The organism is Acidovorax sp. GW821-FHT10E04 (assembly GCF_059415185.1).
Genome location: NZ_JBWKMT010000004.1, coordinates 179616 through 195945, shown reverse-complemented (window position 1 = coordinate 195945; position 16330 = coordinate 179616). Strand labels below are relative to the sequence as shown.

Below are 16330 nucleotides of genomic sequence, written 5' to 3'. Positions count from 1 at the left end.
CCTCAGTCCGCAGTGATCTTTCGCTCGCGCACGATGCGGCCCCACTTGCCGTGCTCTGCCGCGATGAACTTGCCCAGTTCTTCCCGCGTGCCGGGCGCAGCCGTCTGGCCGTGCTTGAGGAGGTTTTCGCGTACCTCGGGGGTGTTGAGCACCTTCACCAGCTCGACATTCCAGCGGTCGAGCAACGGCTTGGGCGTTTTGGCCGAAGCCACGAACGCATACCAGTTGGTGGCATTGAAGCCCGGGAACGTCTCGGCCACCGTGGGCACATTGGGCAGGTAGGCGGGGCGGGTCAGCCCGGTGGTGGCCAGCGGCACCAGCTTGCCCGATTCGATGTGGGGCAGCGCCGTGGGAGGGGCCGCATAAAACGACGTGACCCGCTCGCCCAGCACATCCTGCAGCGCCGGGGCACCCCCCTTGTAGGGCACATGCACGGTATCGATCTTGGCCACATCGTTGAGCAGCTCGCCCGCCAGGTGGGAAGCAGACCCAGGGCCGGTCGAGGCAAAGTCGAGCTTACCGGGCTCACGCTTGGCCTTCGCCACGAATTCGCCCAGGGTCTTGATGCCGGTGCTGGCCGGCACCACCAGCACATTGGGAAAGCTCACTCCCATGGTGATGGGCGACAGATCGTTGAGCGGGTCGTAGCGCACGGCCATGAAATGGGGCGCGATGGTGAGCGGCCCGATCGATCCAAACAGCAGCACCGACCCATCCGATGGACCGGTGGCAACCTGCGTGTGCGCCAGATTGCCGCCCGCGCCCGGCTTGTTGTCCACCATCACGCTCTGGCCAATGTTTTCGCCCAGCTTCTTGGCAATCAGCCGCGCAGCGATATCCGCCGAACCGCCGGCGGCAAAGCCCACGACCAGGGTGACCGGCTTTTTGGGAGGGAAGTCTTGAGCCTGGGCTGTGGTGTAAGCCAGCGCAAGGCTGACTGCCAGGGTGGCCGCCGCGATCATTGAACGTCGTTGCATTTGGGTGGTTTCCAGAAGCGGCCGAAGCACGGTCGGCCTTGCTAGGAGCGCAAGTCTAGGCAGGGCACAATGGTCTGTGAATTGCAATTTAAGGAGCGACTGTTGCATGGCACGCATCAAATTCGATATGGGTGAACTGCAGGCATTCGTGGCCACCGCGGAGAAGGCGAGCTTCCGGCTTGCCGCCGAAGCGCTGTGCCTGTCGGCACCCGCCTTGAGCCGGCGCGTGGAGCGGCTGGAGCTGGCCCTGGGCGTGCGACTGCTGGAGCGCACCACCCGCAGCGTGGAACTGACCGCCATCGGCCAGGAGTTTCTGCACGAGGCTCGCACCGCGCTGGCCGGGCTGGATGCGGCCGTGCAGCGTGTGAGCGACCAGGTACACCTGCGCCGGGGGCGGGTCACGATTGCATGCATCCCGTCGGTGGCCAGCCATCTCCTGCCCCGTGTGCTGCGCGGCTTTGCAGTCGCGCAACCTGAAGTGCAGGTGCATGTCATGGACGAAAGCGCAAGCCAGGTCCTGGACGCCGTGCTCAGCGGCGCGGCCGATTTCGGGCTCAGCTTCACGGGCAGTCAGGAGTCTGCCGTTCGCTTTGAAGCCCTGACCAAAGAGCGCTACATGCTGGCCATGCCGCGCAGCCACCGCTGGGCCAAGCGCAAGGAAGTGCCCTGGGCCGAACTGGCCGGGATGCGGCTGGTGTCGGTATCGCGCGACAGCGCCAACCGCCTGCTGCTGGACCAGGCCACGGCCGACCTGCCCGAGCAACCGGTGGCTTGGTACGAATGCAATCACGTGGCGGGCGCGCTGGCCCTGGTGGAGGGTGGCCTGGGGCTGGCCGTTCTGCCCCAGCTGGCACTGCCGCCTGCTCACGCCGAGGTCTGCGGCGTGCCCCTCAGCGCGCCCGACTTGTGGCGCACCCTGGGTCTGCTGCAGCGGCGCGACCGTGTGCTGTCACCCGCGGCTGACGCATTGAGGGCACGGGTGAAGCAGTTGCACGGCGCGGGTTGAGGAAGACCCGGCAGCCGCAATGCGTACTCTGGTGTGGCTTACCCACGGGCAATTCACCGTCACACGGCGCACCAGCGATGCGGGCTTGATGCTGGCTGTACCTTCCGAACCTGGAGAAGCTTGTCTTTGGAGTACCACTTCACTTCGAAGGTCGGCTGTTCGTGTTCTCACCCAGGGCGTAAACGGGTCTTGCGAGCAGCTAACTAGCCGCTTGTCTCTCCAGCGAGACGGCGACGCAGGCAACGACATAAAATTTGATAGCTGCCAGCGATTGCTGGATAAGCGCCGGCGGGCAAAAATACCGAAATTTCTGCCTCCCCGCGTCGGTTCTCTCCTGGGCCTCAGTGGGCCTTGTCCCAATTCGCCCCCACCCCCACCTCGGCCAGCAGCGGCACCTTCAGCGCAGCCACCTCCGCCATCAGGCGCGGGATGTGGCTCTTGAGCCAGTCCACCTCGCCCTCGGGCAGCTCGAACACCAGTTCGTCGTGCACCTGCATGATCATCTGGATGCTGGGCTTGTGCGCGTCCAGTTCCTTCTGTACGGCCACCATGGCCAGCTTGATCAAATCCGCCGCAGTGCCCTGCATGGGCGCGTTGATGGCCGCGCGCTCGGCGCCTGCGCGGCGGGGGCCGTTGGGGGAGTTGATCTCGGGCAGGTACAGGCGACGGCCAAACACGGTTTCGACATAGCCCATGGACTTGGCGGCGGCCTTGGTGTCGTCCATGTACTGCTTCACGCCGGGGTAGCGCTGGAAGTATTTGTCGATATATGCCGCTGCGGCCTTGGTTTCTATCCCTAAGTTCTTGGCCAGGCCGAAGCTGCTCATGCCGTAGATCAGGCCGAAGTTGATGACCTTGGCGTAGCGGCGCTGTTCGCTGCTGACCTGCTCCACCTCGACGCCAAACACCTCGGCCGCCGTGGCGCGGTGCACGTCCAGGCCCGCGTGGAAGGCGTGCAGCAGCGAGTGGTCGCCGCTGAGGTGGGCCATGATGCGCAGCTCGATCTGCGAGTAGTCGGCGCTGGCGATCACGCGGCCTGCGGGGGCCACAAAGGCTTCGCGCACGCGGCGGCCTTCCGGCGTGCGGATGGGGATGTTCTGCAGGTTGGGGTCGTTGCTCGACAGGCGCCCCGTCACCGCCACGGCCTGCGCGTAGTGGGTGTGCACGCGGCCCGTGCGCGGCAGCGCCAGCTGGGCCAGCTTGTCGGTGTAGGTGCCTTTGAGCTTGCTCAAGGATCGGTGCTCCAGCAGCTTGGCGGGCAGGGGGTAGTCCTCGGCCAGTTTTTCCAGCACCTCTTCGTCGGTGCTGCGCGCGCCGGTGGCGGTTTTCTTGACCACGGGCATGCCGAGCTTGTCGAAGAAGATTTCGCCCAGTTGCTTGGGGCTGCTCAGGTTGAAGGGCTGGCCTGCGATCTCGTAGGCCTCGGTTTCGAGCTGCAGGATGCGCTGGCCCAGCTCGTGGCTCTGCGTGGCCAGGGTGGGCGCATCGATCAGCACGCCGTTGCGCTCGATGCGGTACAGCGCCTCGCTGCTCTGCATCTCCAGCTCGTAGATGAAGCGCAGCTTGTCGTCCGCCTGCAGCAGCGGCCACAGCGCGTTGTGCACGTCCAGGGTCTGGTCCGAGTCTTCGCACGAGTAGGCGGCGGCCTTGTCCACGGGCACCTGGGCAAACGGGATCTGGTGCGCGCCCTTGCCGCACAGGTCTTCATACGTGATGCCCTTGCGGCCGGTGTGGCGCTCGGCCAGGCTGGTGAGGTTGTGGGGCTTGTGCACTTCGAGCACGTAGCTTTGCAGCATGGTGTCGTGCGCGTAGCCCTGCACCTCGATGCCGTGGTTGGCGAACACATGGCGGTCGTACTTGATGTGCTGGCCCAGCTTGTGGTGCCTGGCGTTCTCCAGCCAGGGCTTGAGTCGGGCCAGCACCTCGTCCATCGGCAGCTGCGCGGGTGCGTCGGGGCCTTCATGCCGCAGCGGTATGTAGGCGGCCTCGCCGGGCTGCACACTGAAGGAAATGCCCACGATCTGCGCACGCATCTCGTCGAGCGAATCGGTTTCAGTGTCGATCGCCGCCAGCGGGGCCTTGTGCAGGCGTTCCAGCCACTGGTCAAAGTCGGCCCAGTTGAGGATGGTGTCGTACACCACGGTGCGGTGCTGGGCTTCTTCGGCCACGGTGCTGGCCGAGTGGTCGGCAAACAAATCACCACTTTGACCAGGCATGGCAACGGTGGGAGCTGTGGTGGCGGGGGCCGCTGCGCCCTTGATCGCGCTGGCCAGGCCCTTGAAGCCATACTTTTCGTAAAACGGCAGCAAGCCGGTGTTGTCTGGCGCGTCCAGCGTGATGTCGTCAAACGCGGGCAGACCGGGGATGTAGTCGGCCAGCGCGCAATCGGTCTTCATGGTGACAAGCTGACGGCTCAATGCCAGCTGACCGCTGGCAATCGCCTCGCGCAGATTGTTGCCCGCCGCGCCCTTGATGGCGTCGGCGTTGGCAATCAAGCTGTCGAGCGAGCCATATTCTTCAAGCCACTTGGCGGCGGTCTTGGGCCCTACCTTGGCCACGCCGGGCACGTTGTCCACGGTGTCGCCCACCAGCGCCTGGTAGTCCACCATCAGCGCAGGCGGCACGCCAAACTCTGCCGTCACGCCCGCCACATCGCGGCGCTTTCCGCTCATGGTGTCGATGATGGTGATGTGCTCGTTGACCAGTTGGCTCAAATCTTTGTCGCCGCTCGACACGACGACCTCAATGCCCTGTGCGGCCGCCACGTTGGCCAAGGTGGCGATCACGTCGTCGGCCTCCACGCCAGGCACGGCCACCACCTTCCAGCCCAGCAGGTCCACCACCTCGTGGATGGGCTCGATCTGGCTGCGCAGGTCGTCTGGCATGGGCGAGCGCGTGGCCTTGTATTCGGTGTAAAGGGCATCGCGGAAGGTGGGGCCCGAGGCGTCGAACACGCACACGGCATAGTCGGCCGTCACCTCCTTGCGCAGGGCCTGCATCATGTTGATCATGCCCCGGATGGCGCCCGTGGCGGCACTGGTCGGGTCGCCCGGCACGGCCCGCAGGTCGGGCATGGCGTGGAAGGCGCGGTAGAGGTAGCTGGAACCGTCCACCAGCACCAGGGTCTTTTTGTTGCTCATGCGGCAATTGTGCACGGCCGAGCCCCGCCCAGCCCGCGCCCTACAATCGCCCCATGCGCGCTCTTCACCTCCTTTTGCTGCTGGGCATTGCCTCCGGCACCGCCCTAGCCCAGAGTTCAAGCCAAAATGCCCCCCAGGGCACGGCAGACACGCGCGAGGCGCTCTCAAACCAGGAGCAACCTGCAGGCCGTTCCAACCAGCGCACCGAGCGCATCCATGTCGAAGACGCGGGCAACCGCGTGGATGAGCTGCGCGTGGGCGGCCAGACCCAGATCATTTCCGTGCAGCCCAAGACCGGCAACCTGCCCGGCTATGAAGTGCAGTCGCCCGACGGCGCCCGCAGCCGCGCGGGCAGCAACAGCGGCGCGGAGACCACCACCGCCCCGCGCGTCTGGAACGTGCTGAAGTTCTGAGGCCCCTGCGGCCGGGCAGCGCCACCGCGCTGCCCCCCATCAAGCCGCTGCACGCCCTGCCCTTTTGCTGTCAGTTTTTCATTTCTTTGTAACCCCCCTGAGCGATGGCCGTCTTTACCGAAGTCTCCAACACCGAGGCGCGCGAGCTGCTGCGCCGTTTGCAACTGGGTGAGCTGGTGGAGCTGCGCGGCATCGAGGGTGGCATCGAGAACACCAACTACTTTCTCACCAGCGACCAGGGCGAGTTCGTGCTGACGCTGTTCGAGCGCCTCACCGCCGCGCAGCTGCCGTTCTACCTGTACCTGATGAAGCACCTGGCGCACGGTGGCGTGCCCGTGCCCGATCCGCGCGCCGACCAGGACGGCGACATCCTGCACACCGTGTGTGGCAAGCCCGCCGCCGTGGTGAACAAGCTGCGCGGCAAGAGCCAGCTGGCGCCGCAGGCCGCGCATTGCGCCGCCGTGGGCACGATGCTCGCCCGCATGCACCTGGCGGGCCGCGACTTCGACCGCCATCAGCCCAACCTGCGCGGCCTGCCCTGGTGGAACGAAACGGTGCCGGTGGTGTTGCCGCACGTCGGCGCAACCCAGGCCGCCCTGCTGCGCTCCGAACTGGCCTACCAGAACCATGTGGCCGCCGGCGCCGCCTACGCGGCCCTGCCGCGCGGCCCCGTGCACGCCGACCTGTTCCGCGACAACGTGATGTTCGAGGGCGAAGAGCTCACCGGCTTCTTCGACTTCTACTTCGCGGGCGTGGACACCTGGCTGTTCGACCTGGCCGTGTGCCTGAACGACTGGTGCATCGACCTCGCTACGGGCCAGCACGATGCCGGGCGCGCCACCCGCATGCTCGACGCCTACCAGGCCGTGCGCCCGCTCACGGCGGCCGAGCGCGAACTGCTGCCCGCCATGCTGCGCGCGGGCGCCCTGCGGTTCTGGATCTCGCGCCTGTGGGACTTCCACCTGCCGCGCGAAGCCTCGATGCTGACGCCCCACGACCCCACGCACTTCGAGCGGGTGCTGCGCGCCCGCATTGCGCAGCCCGTGCACGCCTGAGATGAAGCCCCTGGAGCCGCCCGTGGGGCCCGCCCCCACCACGGGGATGTCGCGCTCGCGGCGGCGCGGCCCGTGCGGCATGTTCCGCGCCGGGGCCGACCCCGCCGCAGGGGCCACGGCGGACGCGGAGCGCCCTGGATCACCGGAGAACGAAGACGCGAAGCGCCTTTCTTGACCGGCCCGGCGGAAAATCCGCGTTCGGGCCTTCGCGGCAGGGGGGATCCCTTGCACCGCGGCCGGAATGGGCCGCTGGGGTAAATTCCAAGCTATGCATTGCACTGCCAGCGGAAGCCTCTCGGCTGCCAGCAGTGCCCGGGCGCAGGCCCCACCCTCTTTTCTCCTCCTAAGCATCCATGAAACTCCACATCGTCCCCGCCCGCACCGGCATGGCCTGGGTCAAGCTCGGCATCCGGACGTTCTGGCGGCAACCCATGGCGCTGGCGGCGCTGTTCTTCATGACCATGGCGTCCATGTCGCTGGCCACGCTGATTCCGCTGGTGGGCCCGGCCATCGCGCTGGTGCTGCTGCCCTCGGCCACCCTGGCCATGATGGTGGCCTCGGCGGAAGCCACGCAGGGGCGGTTTCCCACCCCCGCCGTGCTGCTGGTGGCGTTTCGCACCGGCCAGCAGCGGCTGCGCGACATGCTGGTGCTCGGCGCCCTCTATGCGGCGGGCTTCCTGGCGGTGATGGGCCTGTCGGCGCTGCTGGACGGCGGCCAGTTCGCGCGGGTGTACCTGGGCGGCGCTGCCCTGACCAAGGAAGTGGCGGAAGACCCCGCCTTCCAGGGCGCCATGTGGCTGTCCATGATGCTGTACCTGCCGCTGTCGCTGCTGTTCTGGCATGCCCCGGGGCTCGTGCACTGGCACGGCGTGCCGCCGGTCAAGGCGCTGTTCTTCAGCATCGTGGCCTGCGTGCGCAACTTTGGCGCGTTCCTGGTCTACGGGCTGGGCTGGCTGGGCGTGTTCCTGCTGGGGGGCGTGGTGGTCACGCTGGCGTCCGCGCTGCTGGCGGCGGCGGGGCTGGCCGGATCGACCGCGGGCGGCATCATGGTGGGGGCCGCGATGGTGATGGCGGCCATGTTCTTCACGTCGGTGGTTTTCACCTTCCGCGACTGCTTCGAGCCCCCGTCCCATCCAGCCTCCGAGGCGCCACCCCATGACGACGCACCGCCCCCACCCGCACCAGCTCCTGGGCCGCACTGAGGACGAGCTGGCCTGGTACCAGCGGCGCGGCCTGCTGCAGGCCGCAGCGCTGTGGATGGCCACGGGCGGCTGGGTGGCCGCGCACGCCCAGTCGCGCAGCAACATCGTGGAGCTGCGCGGCCAGGTGCTGCGCAACGGCGAGGCGCTGACCCCGCAGCACAGCATCGCCGCGGGAGACCGCCTTGAAACCGGGCCCGGCGCCACCGTGGTCTTTGCGGTGGGCGACGGCGCCTTCCTGGTGCGCCAGAACTCGCGCGTGGCGCTGGAGGGCGAGACGCCCACCGCCGTCAGGGTGCTGCGCCTGGTCAGCGGCGCCGTGGCCAGCGTGTGGGGCCGGGGCGCGGAGCGCCAGGTGATCCTGCCCACCGCCACCGCCGGCATCCGGGGCACGGGGGTGTACGCCGAGGTCTTCGCCGATCAGGACAACCGGGGCTACTTCTGCAATTGCTACGGCACGGTGGACCTGGCGGCGGGCACCGAAAGCCTGGTCAGCGAGGCGTCATACCACCAGTCGTTCTGGGTCGAGAGCGCGCCGCGCAATGGCCGCCTGCTCACCCCGGCCGGCGCCATCAACCACACCGACGAGGAACTGGAGTTCCTGGCCAGCCTCATCCACCAGCGCACGGCCTGGCAGATCGCCGGGCGCAAGGGCACCAAGGACGGCAGCGGGCAGATGGGTTACACCGCGACGCCCGGCGCGGGCGACACACCCGCCGCCACACCGGCACGCCCCTCGCCCCCCGCCCCGCCGCCGCCCCCGGGTTCGGACTACTGAGCCCCTGCCCCCAAAACAAAAAGGCCGGCCCCCCTGGGCCGGCCTGCAAGCAACCAATCCATCAAGGAAGGTGAGAGGCCCATTCCCTCTCACCCCGCCCCGTCAGGTGCCCACGTTGCCGCCGTCGTTCTTCGTGATCACGATGGTGGCCGAGCGAGGGCGCTTGCCCGCGCCGTAGCCGGCGTTGGCGGGCCACTGGCTCTGGAACTTGGCGGGGTCGCCCAGGTTGGCCATGCCGGTGGACTCGCCCGGGTGCTGGATGTTCACGAAGATCGTCTTGCCGTCCGGCGTTTCGGCCAGGCCCGTGATCTCGCAGCCCTTGGGGCCGACCAGGAAGCGCTTGAGAGTGTCGGCCGTGGCGGCCTTGCCCACGGGCGAGACGATGTCGAACTTGCTGCCATCCGCCTTGGTGTAGGTCAGCGTCTTCTTGCCGCCGTCGCCCACCTGGCCGGGCACGGCCGCCAGCATCATGCAGTTGCTCGCATCGGTGTAGGCGCCGTCATCGGTCTGGATCCAGCAGATGCCCGTGGCCTTGCTGAAGGCCAGGCCATCGGGGCTGGAGAAGTCCTGGTCGTCCGTCAGGGCCGAGATGTTGATCAGCGTCTTGTCGGCACTGGCTTCCGCGCCGAACAGGTACACGTCCCAGGTGAAGGCCGACACGGACGCACCTTCCTTCAGGCGCACCATGTGGCCGTTGGGGTTGCCTTCCTGCTTGGTCGTGCCCTTCATGTCGGTGTAGGCGCGGGGGTTGGCCGCGTCGGGCAGGTACTGGCCGCTGCCAGGGTTGGCGCTGCGGGCGCTGTTGTTGGTCAGCGTGAAGTACACCTCGCCGTTGGCGGGGTTCACGGCGTTCCACTCGGGGCGGTCCATCTTCGTGGCACCCACGGCGTCGGCGGCCAGGCGGGTGTTGATGACGATGTCGGCCGCGTCGGCGAACTTGTACGTGGCATAGCCGCTGATGGCGGTGTTGGTGAGCGACAGCTCCACCCAGCCGCCGGTGCCGTCGGCGTTGAACTTGGCGGCGTACAGCTTGCCGCTGTCCAGGTACTTGTCGCCGATGGCCAGGCGGTCGCTGGCGTTGGCGTCGGCCGGGTTCCACGTGGCGGTGGACACGAACTTGTAGATGTACTCGCCGCGCGAGTCGTCGCCCATGTAGATGGACAGCGGCTGGCCGGCCACCACCTTGCCGAAGGCCGCGCTCTCGTGCGCGAAGCGGCCCAGGCCGGTGCGCTTCTTGGCCATGCGGGTCTTGTCGTAGGCGTCGATCTCGACGATGTAGCCCATGCCGTTCATCTCGTTGCGGTAGTCGTCCGTGCCGTCCACCGACGTGCCGGTCTTGCTGTTGTTCCAGCGCTGGTACTTGTCGTCGGTGCCGCCGCTTTCCCAGCCGTGGCGCGATGCGGCGCCCTGGTTGCGGCCATAGCGCTTGAGGGCCGTCACGCTCTTGTCGTTGCCGCGCGCGGCATCGTCGGCGGCGCCACGCGTGAAGTAGCCGAACCAGTTTTCCTCACCGGTCAGGAAGGTGCCCCAGGGCGTCTTGCCCGTGCCGCAATTGTTCAGCGTGCCGCGCGTGGTGGTGCCGGTGGGCGAGAACTTGGTGAACAGCTGCGCGCTGCCGCGGGCCGGGCCCGAGATCTCGATGGGGCTGAGCGACGTGAGGCGGAAGTTCAGCGCGGAGTTCTGCGCGTAGGCCCACTTGCCGCCGGACTTGGCCACTTCGATCACGGCGATGCCGTGGATGGCCGTTTCCTTGTCGATTTCCGCTGCGGGACGGGGCAAGGTGGTGGTGCCGCCGTTGGCGTGCAGGAAGTACGAAGACAGCTTCTCGTCGGTGGTGGCTTCGTGGTTGATGGCCAGCAGGCCGCGCTCGGTGGCGTTGTCGCTGCGCTTGCCGTCGGCGCCCAGGCCGAACCATTCCATGCCGTCATGGTGGTCGCCGGCGCGCTTGTCGAAGTCGCCGTCGGTGCCGTCGTTCTTGTACGCGGACACGCCCGCCGCAATGGGGTCGCCCAGCGCGAAGATCACGCTGGCGGTGTAGCCCGCAGGCACGGCCACCACGTCGGCCAGGCTCTTGGACACGGCGCCGAAGCCCAGCAGCTTGGGGCCGGCGGGGGGAGGCGTCACCACGGGGTCGTCGCTGCCGCCACAGGCACTCATGCCGAACCCGGCCAGCACGGTGGTGCCGACGGAGCCCACGCCGCCGCGCAGCAGGCCACGGCGCGACAGGCGGGCGCCCAGCACCGCGTCGAACGTGGGGTTGGCGGAGGTGTTGGCGTTTTCATTGTTGAAGTCGATGGCCTGCTCGGGCGTATCCACGCGGTGGGTCATGGGGGTTCCTCGGGTTGTTGGTTACAAAACCCCTGGAGCGTAGAAACCGCGGGTGACATCCCCGTGAAGGTTTTGCGTCGGTTTGATGACAGGCGTTCCCGGCCAGGACCCAGGGAATTCGGCAAATACGAATCACTACCATTTGTATAATCCCTTCTCACTCCCGCCCACCCAGCCAGTCGTCTGTGCCCACGCTCGCGCGCAGGCCCCTTCCAGCCAGTGCGGCCCCGCCATCCACACCCATCCTTCGCGGTGCCGCCACCGGCCCATGGCCCGTGCGGCAGCCCGCGTGATTCCCTGGAGACCACTGCATGACATTCCCCTCCCTGAAGACGTCCCTGCTGGGGGCTGCGTTTTTCGCGGGTAGCTTCGCCTGCGCCTACAGCACCGGCGCTGCCGCCCAGACGGCACCGGCGGCGGCCCCGCAGGCCCAGGCGAAACAGGCAGTGACGGCCCAGGCCGTGGCGGCGCACTACGCGCAGCTGGTGCATGCCAACTACAGCGACACCCTGGCCAGCGCGCAGGCATTGCGCGAGGCCGTGCAGGCCTTCACCGCCAAGCCCTCGGCCGAGACCCTGGCAGACGCCCGCAAGAAGTGGCTGGCCGCGCGCGAGTTCTACGGCCAGACCGAGGCCTTCCGCTTCTACGGCGGGCCCATCGACAACGACAACGGGCCTGAGGGCCGCATCAACGCCTGGCCCATGGACGAATCGTTCGTCGACAGCGTCCAGGGCAAGCCCAATGCGGGCTTGGTGAACAACCGCAAGTTCGCCATCAGCAAGAAGAACCTGTCTGCGCAGAACGAGCGCGGCGGCGAAGAGAACATCGCCACCGGCTGGCACGCCATCGAGTTCTTCCTGTGGGGCCAGGACCTGTCCGAGACAGGCCCGGGCGACCGCAACTTCGAAGACTTCGTGGACGGCAAGGCCCCCAACGCCGACCGCCGCCGCCAGTACCTGACCGTGGTGACCGACCTGCTCATCGACGACCTCACCTCGCTGGTGAAGGCCTGGGCGCCCGACGCCAGGAACAACTACCGCGCCCGCTTCGCGCGCGGCGGCCAGGAGTCCGTGCGCAAGATGCTGGTGGGCCTGGGCTCGCTCTCGCGCGGCGAGCTGGCCGGTGAACGCCTGGAAGTGGCCCTGAACAGCCAGGACCAGGAAGACGAGCACTCGTGCTTCTCTGACAACACCCACCGCGACGCGGTGACCAATGCCAAGGGCATCCAGAACGTGTGGCTGGGCGAGTACCAGCGCGCCGACGGCAGCGTGGTCAAGGGCGCATCGCTGCGCGACCTGGTGGCCGCCAAGGACGCGGCGCTGGCCGACAAGACCACCAAGCAGATCGCGGCCTCGGTGGCTGCCGCCGAAGGCATCCAGGCACCGTTCGACCGCGAGATCATCGGCGGCAAGGACGCCCCGGGCCGCCAGCGCATCCAGAAGACCATCGACAGCCTCACGCAGCAAAGCAAGGACCTCGTCGCCGCAGCCAACGCGATCGGCATCACCAAACTGACCCTGGTCCAGCCTTGAGCATGAAGCCTGCGCAAGCCATTGCCCGCCGGCGCACCGTGCGCCTGGCGGCAGCCAGCACCGCCATCGTCGCAATCGCCGGCTTCGGCGGCCTGGGCCTGCAGTCGTTGACGGCAGCGCCCCAGCCCGACCCGCTGGGCGAAAAAACCGGCGGCGAGACCACGGTGTTCGCCACAGGGCGCAATGCCTTCTCGTTCCCGGCCGCCAACCTGACCGATGAGGAGCGCACACGCTTTGTCATCGGCAACTCGTTCTTCCGGCGCAACTGGGTGGAGGCACCCGCCTCCACCAAGGCGCGCGATGGCCTCGGCCCGCACTTCATCGCGCGCTCGTGCGGCGGCTGCCACGTGCAGGACGGCCGGGGCGAGCCGCCAGAAATCTTCAACCGCCTGGGCGAAACGAAGGACCCCACGGTCGCACTGCTGATCCGCCTATCCATCCCCGGCACCGACGCGCATGGCGGCCCCAAGCACGACCCGGTGTACGGCGACCAGTTCAACAACGCGGCCATCCAGGGCGTCAAGCCCGAAGGCCGCGTGACCCTGCGCTACGACACCATCAAGGGCAAGTTCGCCGACGGCACGCCCTACACGCTGCAAAAGCCCATCTACGGTTTTGCCGACCTGGGCTACGGCCCCCTGCACAAGGACGTTATGACGAGCCCGCGCATCGCGCCGCAGATCATCGGCGTGGGCCTGCTCGAAGCCATTGCCGAGGCCGACATCCTTGCCAACGCGGCAGACCAGGCCGCTGCCCCCGGCCCCATCAAGGGCGTGCCCAACAAGGTGTGGGACGGCCCTGCCGGCCGCATGATTGTCGGCCGCTTCGGCTGGAAGGCCAACGTGGCCACCATTGCACACCAGACGGGCGGTGCCTTCCTGGGCGACATGGGCATCACCTCGCGCCACTTTGCGCAGGAGGCCTGCACACCCACGCAAAAGGACTGCCTGGCCGCACCCAGCGGCAAGAGTGGCGCAGAACAAGGCCACCCCGGCGTCGAGATCGACGACAAGACCCTGGCCGACGTGATCTTCTACCAGGCCACGCTCGCGCCGCCCGCGCGCCGCAACCTCAACGACGCGCAGGTGCTGCGCGGCCAGGCCCTGTTCTCGCAGGCCCAATGCGCCACCTGCCACCGCCCGAGCTACGTCACCCAGGAGGGGCCGTTCCCGCAGCTGACGAGCAAGGCTCTGAGCGGGCAGCGCATCTTTCCGTACACAGACCTGCTGCTGCACGACATGGGCGAGCGCCTGGCCGACGGCCGGCCCGACTTCGGCGCCAACGGCCGGCAGTGGAAGACTCCTGCGCTGTGGGGCACGGGCCTGATCAAGGACGTGAACGGCCACACCCGATTGCTGCACGACGGGCGCGCGCGCGGCGTGCTCGAAGCCGTGCTGTGGCACGGCGGCGAGGCCGAAGAGGCCAAGAACCAGGTGCTGAAGATAAAGAAGGCCGACCGGGACGCGCTCGTGAAATTCGTGGAGTCGTTATGAGAATTTACCCCCACGCTCCCCACTCCGTGTGGTCGCTGCCCCCCGAGGGGGCCGCGTTTTCATCTTGGGGCGGCCCGGCGATGAAAACATCCCTCCTTGCAGCCGCCCTGCTGCTGGCCACCCTGCCCCCTCTCACAGCGCAGGCACAGTCTGCAGCGCCCACTGCACCCGCCATCCCAGCCTGGCAGCGCAACGCCGTGCCGTTCTACGACACGGTGCATGCCCTGCAAGGCATCTACGGCCACTGGGCCCTGCCACGCGCACAGGACTTTGACCGCGATGCCCGCGCCCTGGTGCCCGCCGTGGCGGCGCTGTGCCAGGCCCCGGCAGCAGACGGCAAGGCCGCGCTCGAATCCGCACGCGCCGCCTGGCAGGCCACGGCGCGCGCGTGGGAGCAGCTCGCGGCCGTGTCCGTCGGCCCGGTCATCGCACGCCGCAGCCAGCGCGCCATCGACTTCACGCCCACGCGGCCCGCGCTGATCGAAAAAGCCATCGGCACCCAGCCCCAGGGCGCCAAGGCCTTCGAGCGCGTCGGCACGCCCGCCAAGGGCCTGCCCGCGCTGGAATGGCTGCTGTGGACGCGCCCGGCCCAGCCCGGCAGCCCCGCCTGCAGCTACGCACACGAAGTGGCGCAGGATGTGGCGCGGGAATCGGCCGCGCTCGCCAAGGCCTATGCCGACGCGGCGACCACCGACTGGGGCGCCGAGGACGAGCAGGAGGCGTCCACTGCGGCCATCAGCGAATTCGTGAACCAGTGGGTGGGCGGCATCGAGCGCCTGCGCTGGGCACAGATGGACAAACCCCTGCGCGCAGCCCAGGGAACGCGCACGCCGGACTACCCCCGTACCGCCAGCGGCACCACGCTGGCGGCCTGGGCGGCCACCTGGGGCGGCCTGCGCAGCGTGACCACACTGCCCGCCAGCGCCGACATCCCTGCCGCCGGCGAAGCCCTGGTGCCGCTGGAGATGTACCTGCGCGGCAAAGGCCTGAACCCGCTGGCCGACAAACTGCGCCAGGCCACCGACAAGGTCGACGCGTCGATGGCCCAGGTGCAGAAGTCGGGCCTGCAGAACAAGGCGGCCATCCAGCAGACGGCCAAGGACCTGGCTGCGCTGAAGTTTCTGGCCGAGTCCGAAGTGGCGCCTGCGCTGCAGGTGAGCATAGGGTTTTCGGATGCGGACGGTGACTGATCTTCTGCACCGCCGGCATGCGCTGGCCCTGCTCGGGGGCCTGGGCGCCTGCGTGATTGCGCCAGGACACGCCTTCGCCAAAACCGGTGACCGCGTGCACCTGGCTGCCGCATGGGAACACCAGGGCAGCTTCCATATCGGTGTGCTGTCCACGCAGGAGGGCGCCGGACATGCGCTGCAGGTCCGCGCATCGTTGGAAGTGCCCACCCGCGCCCACGGCCTGTGCGTGCTGCCTGACGGAGCGGTCGTTGCCACCGCCCGCCGGCCCGGCGACTGGCTGGTGCGCTGGCAGCCGGACAAAGACAGCGAGCCCCAGTGGCTGTGGCAAGACGGCGAGCGCTCCTTCAACGGCCACGTGCTCGCCAGCGCCGATGGCCAGCGGCTGTACACCACCGAGACCGACGCCGAGACCGGCGCGAGCTTGATCGTGGCGCGCGACGCCCACACGCTCGCGAAAACCGCCGAATGGCCTACCCACGGCATCGACGCGCATGAATTGCTCTGGGACACGCAGGGCGGCAAGAGCAAGGACCAAGGCAGCGCCGCCCCCACGCTGATCGTCGCCAACGGCGGCGTGCCCAGCGCGCCAGAAACAGGCCGCGTCAAGCGCGACCTGGGCACCATGGACTCATCGCTCGTGCGGCTCGACGCCCGCACGGGCCGGCTGCTGGGCCAATGGCGCCTGCAGGACCCCCGCCTGAGCCTGCGCCACCTGGCATGGAGCCCCGATGGAACCACGCTGGGCATCGCGCTGCAGGCCGAGCACGACGACGCAGCCGCCAAGGACGCCGCCCCGGTGCTGGCCCTGTTCGACGGCACGGTGCTGCGCGTGGTGGCTGCACCCCAGGCCATCGCCCAGGGCATCCACGGCTACGGCGGCAGCATGGCCGCCACGCCCGCCGGCTGGGCCGTGAGCTGCCCCCGCGCCCACGGCATTGCCACGTTTTCATTGCAGGGCGAGTGGCAGGGCCTGGTGCCCCTGCCCGAGGCCTGCCCCCTGGCGGTGCAAGGCGGCGCGCTGTGGGCAGGCGGCCTGGGCGCCAGCCTGCAGAGCGCGCAGGCCGCCGCGCCCCTGCGCCACCCGCATGGCCGGGGCTTGCAGGATGTGCGGCTGGACAACCACTGGGTGCTGGCGCAGAAAATTGGAATGAAAAGTGCCCCCAGCGCTTGATGGACAAGCGCAATCAGCTATACAAAACATAGCAAACAGCCCGCAGGC

The 16330-nt window shown here is 68.2% G+C and carries 12 protein-coding genes; 9 read left to right on the top strand and 3 right to left on the bottom strand.

The window, feature by feature from the left end; all coding sequences use genetic code 11:
• Positions 1-2 precede the first annotated feature (2 nt).
• A complete protein-coding gene (locus AC07OC_RS14355) occupies positions 3-977 on the bottom strand; it encodes a Bug family tripartite tricarboxylate transporter substrate binding protein (RefSeq protein ID WP_218340045.1) in 975 nt (324 codons plus the stop codon).
• Between the two features lie 106 nt (positions 978-1083).
• On the opposite strand from AC07OC_RS14355, the gene AC07OC_RS14350 reads away from it, so the two are divergent.
• Complete coding sequence (locus tag AC07OC_RS14350; protein WP_218295675.1) at positions 1084-1983, top strand: LysR family transcriptional regulator; 900 nt, start codon at positions 1084-1086, stop codon at positions 1981-1983.
• Between the two features lie 341 nt (positions 1984-2324).
• Here the strand turns inward: AC07OC_RS14350 and polA are convergent, their stop codons facing one another.
• A complete protein-coding gene (gene polA / locus AC07OC_RS14345) occupies positions 2325-5123 on the bottom strand; it encodes a DNA polymerase I (RefSeq protein ID WP_218340044.1) in 2799 nt (932 codons plus the stop codon).
• A gap of 53 nt (positions 5124-5176) precedes the next feature.
• Between polA and AC07OC_RS14340 the strand changes: the two genes are divergently transcribed.
• The 4 genes from AC07OC_RS14340 (at position 5177) to AC07OC_RS14325 (ending at position 8568) form a co-directional block, all read left to right on the top strand.
• On the top strand, positions 5177-5536 hold the full coding sequence (locus AC07OC_RS14340) for a hypothetical protein (protein ID WP_218295677.1): 360 nt from the start codon (positions 5177-5179) through the stop codon (positions 5534-5536).
• 104 nt (positions 5537-5640) lie between these two features.
• Positions 5641-6591 carry a homoserine kinase gene (locus tag AC07OC_RS14335; RefSeq protein ID WP_218340043.1) on the top strand — a complete coding sequence of 317 codons (951 nt, stop codon included), beginning with the start codon at positions 5641-5643 and terminating at the stop codon, positions 6589-6591.
• A 353-nt stretch (positions 6592-6944) separates the two neighbouring features.
• Entirely contained in the window at positions 6945-7793 is an 849-nt protein-coding gene (locus AC07OC_RS14330; protein WP_218295679.1) for a BPSS1780 family membrane protein, read from the top strand.
• On the top strand, positions 7747-8568 hold the full coding sequence (locus tag AC07OC_RS14325) for a FecR family protein (protein ID WP_255591090.1): 822 nt from the start codon (positions 7747-7749) through the stop codon (positions 8566-8568). The genes AC07OC_RS14330 and AC07OC_RS14325 overlap by 47 nt, the downstream gene beginning before the upstream one ends.
• A 102-nt stretch (positions 8569-8670) precedes the next feature.
• Here the strand turns inward: AC07OC_RS14325 and AC07OC_RS14320 are convergent, their stop codons facing one another.
• Positions 8671-10896, bottom strand: a complete 2226-nt coding sequence (locus AC07OC_RS14320) for a PhoX family protein (protein WP_494601569.1) — start codon at positions 10894-10896, stop codon at positions 8671-8673.
• Positions 10897-11207: 311 nt separating this feature from the next.
• Here AC07OC_RS14320 and AC07OC_RS14315 point away from each other — a divergent pair, with 311 nt between their 5' ends.
• The 4 genes from AC07OC_RS14315 (at position 11208) to AC07OC_RS14300 (ending at position 16282) form a co-directional block, all read left to right on the top strand.
• Positions 11208-12428, top strand: a complete 1221-nt coding sequence (locus AC07OC_RS14315; RefSeq protein ID WP_494601567.1) for an imelysin family protein — start codon at positions 11208-11210, stop codon at positions 12426-12428.
• 2 nt (positions 12429-12430) lie between these two features.
• Positions 12431-13921: a di-heme oxidoreductase family protein gene (locus tag AC07OC_RS14310; RefSeq protein ID WP_218340281.1), complete on the top strand. Its 1491-nt coding sequence runs from the start codon at positions 12431-12433 to the stop codon at positions 13919-13921.
• A gap of 80 nt (positions 13922-14001) precedes the next feature.
• Positions 14002-15111 (top strand): imelysin family protein, encoded by a 1110-nt coding sequence (locus AC07OC_RS14305; RefSeq protein WP_494601565.1) that lies wholly within the window; start codon positions 14002-14004, stop codon positions 15109-15111.
• Positions 15104-16282, top strand: coding sequence for a DUF1513 domain-containing protein (locus AC07OC_RS14300; protein ID WP_370627788.1), 1179 nt, complete (start codon positions 15104-15106; stop codon positions 16280-16282). The genes AC07OC_RS14305 and AC07OC_RS14300 overlap by 8 nt, the downstream gene beginning before the upstream one ends.
• Positions 16283-16330 lie beyond the last annotated feature (48 nt).

Bases quoted from the DNA above. Each gene is read 5' to 3' on its own strand.
- AC07OC_RS14325 (WP_255591090.1), top strand. From the start codon at position 7,747: ATGACGACGCACCGCCCCCACCCGCACCAGCTCCTGGGCCGCACTGAG.
- AC07OC_RS14350 (WP_218295675.1), top strand. From the start codon at position 1,084: ATGGCACGCATCAAATTCGATATGGGTGAACTGCAGGCATTCGTGGCC.
- AC07OC_RS14310 (WP_218340281.1), top strand. From the start codon at position 12,431: ATGAAGCCTGCGCAAGCCATTGCCCGCCGGCGCACCGTGCGCCTGGCG.
- AC07OC_RS14330 (WP_218295679.1), top strand. From the start codon at position 6,945: ATGAAACTCCACATCGTCCCCGCCCGCACCGGCATGGCCTGGGTCAAG.
- AC07OC_RS14340 (WP_218295677.1), top strand. From the start codon at position 5,177: ATGCGCGCTCTTCACCTCCTTTTGCTGCTGGGCATTGCCTCCGGCACC.
- AC07OC_RS14305 (WP_494601565.1), top strand. From the start codon at position 14,002: ATGAAAACATCCCTCCTTGCAGCCGCCCTGCTGCTGGCCACCCTGCCC.
- AC07OC_RS14335 (WP_218340043.1), top strand. From the start codon at position 5,641: ATGGCCGTCTTTACCGAAGTCTCCAACACCGAGGCGCGCGAGCTGCTG.
- AC07OC_RS14320 (WP_494601569.1), bottom strand. From the start codon at position 10,896: ATGACCCACCGCGTGGATACGCCCGAGCAGGCCATCGACTTCAACAAT.
- AC07OC_RS14355 (WP_218340045.1), bottom strand. From the start codon at position 977: ATGCAACGACGTTCAATGATCGCGGCGGCCACCCTGGCAGTCAGCCTT.
- AC07OC_RS14315 (WP_494601567.1), top strand. From the start codon at position 11,208: ATGACATTCCCCTCCCTGAAGACGTCCCTGCTGGGGGCTGCGTTTTTC.
- polA (WP_218340044.1), bottom strand. From the start codon at position 5,123: ATGAGCAACAAAAAGACCCTGGTGCTGGTGGACGGTTCCAGCTACCTC.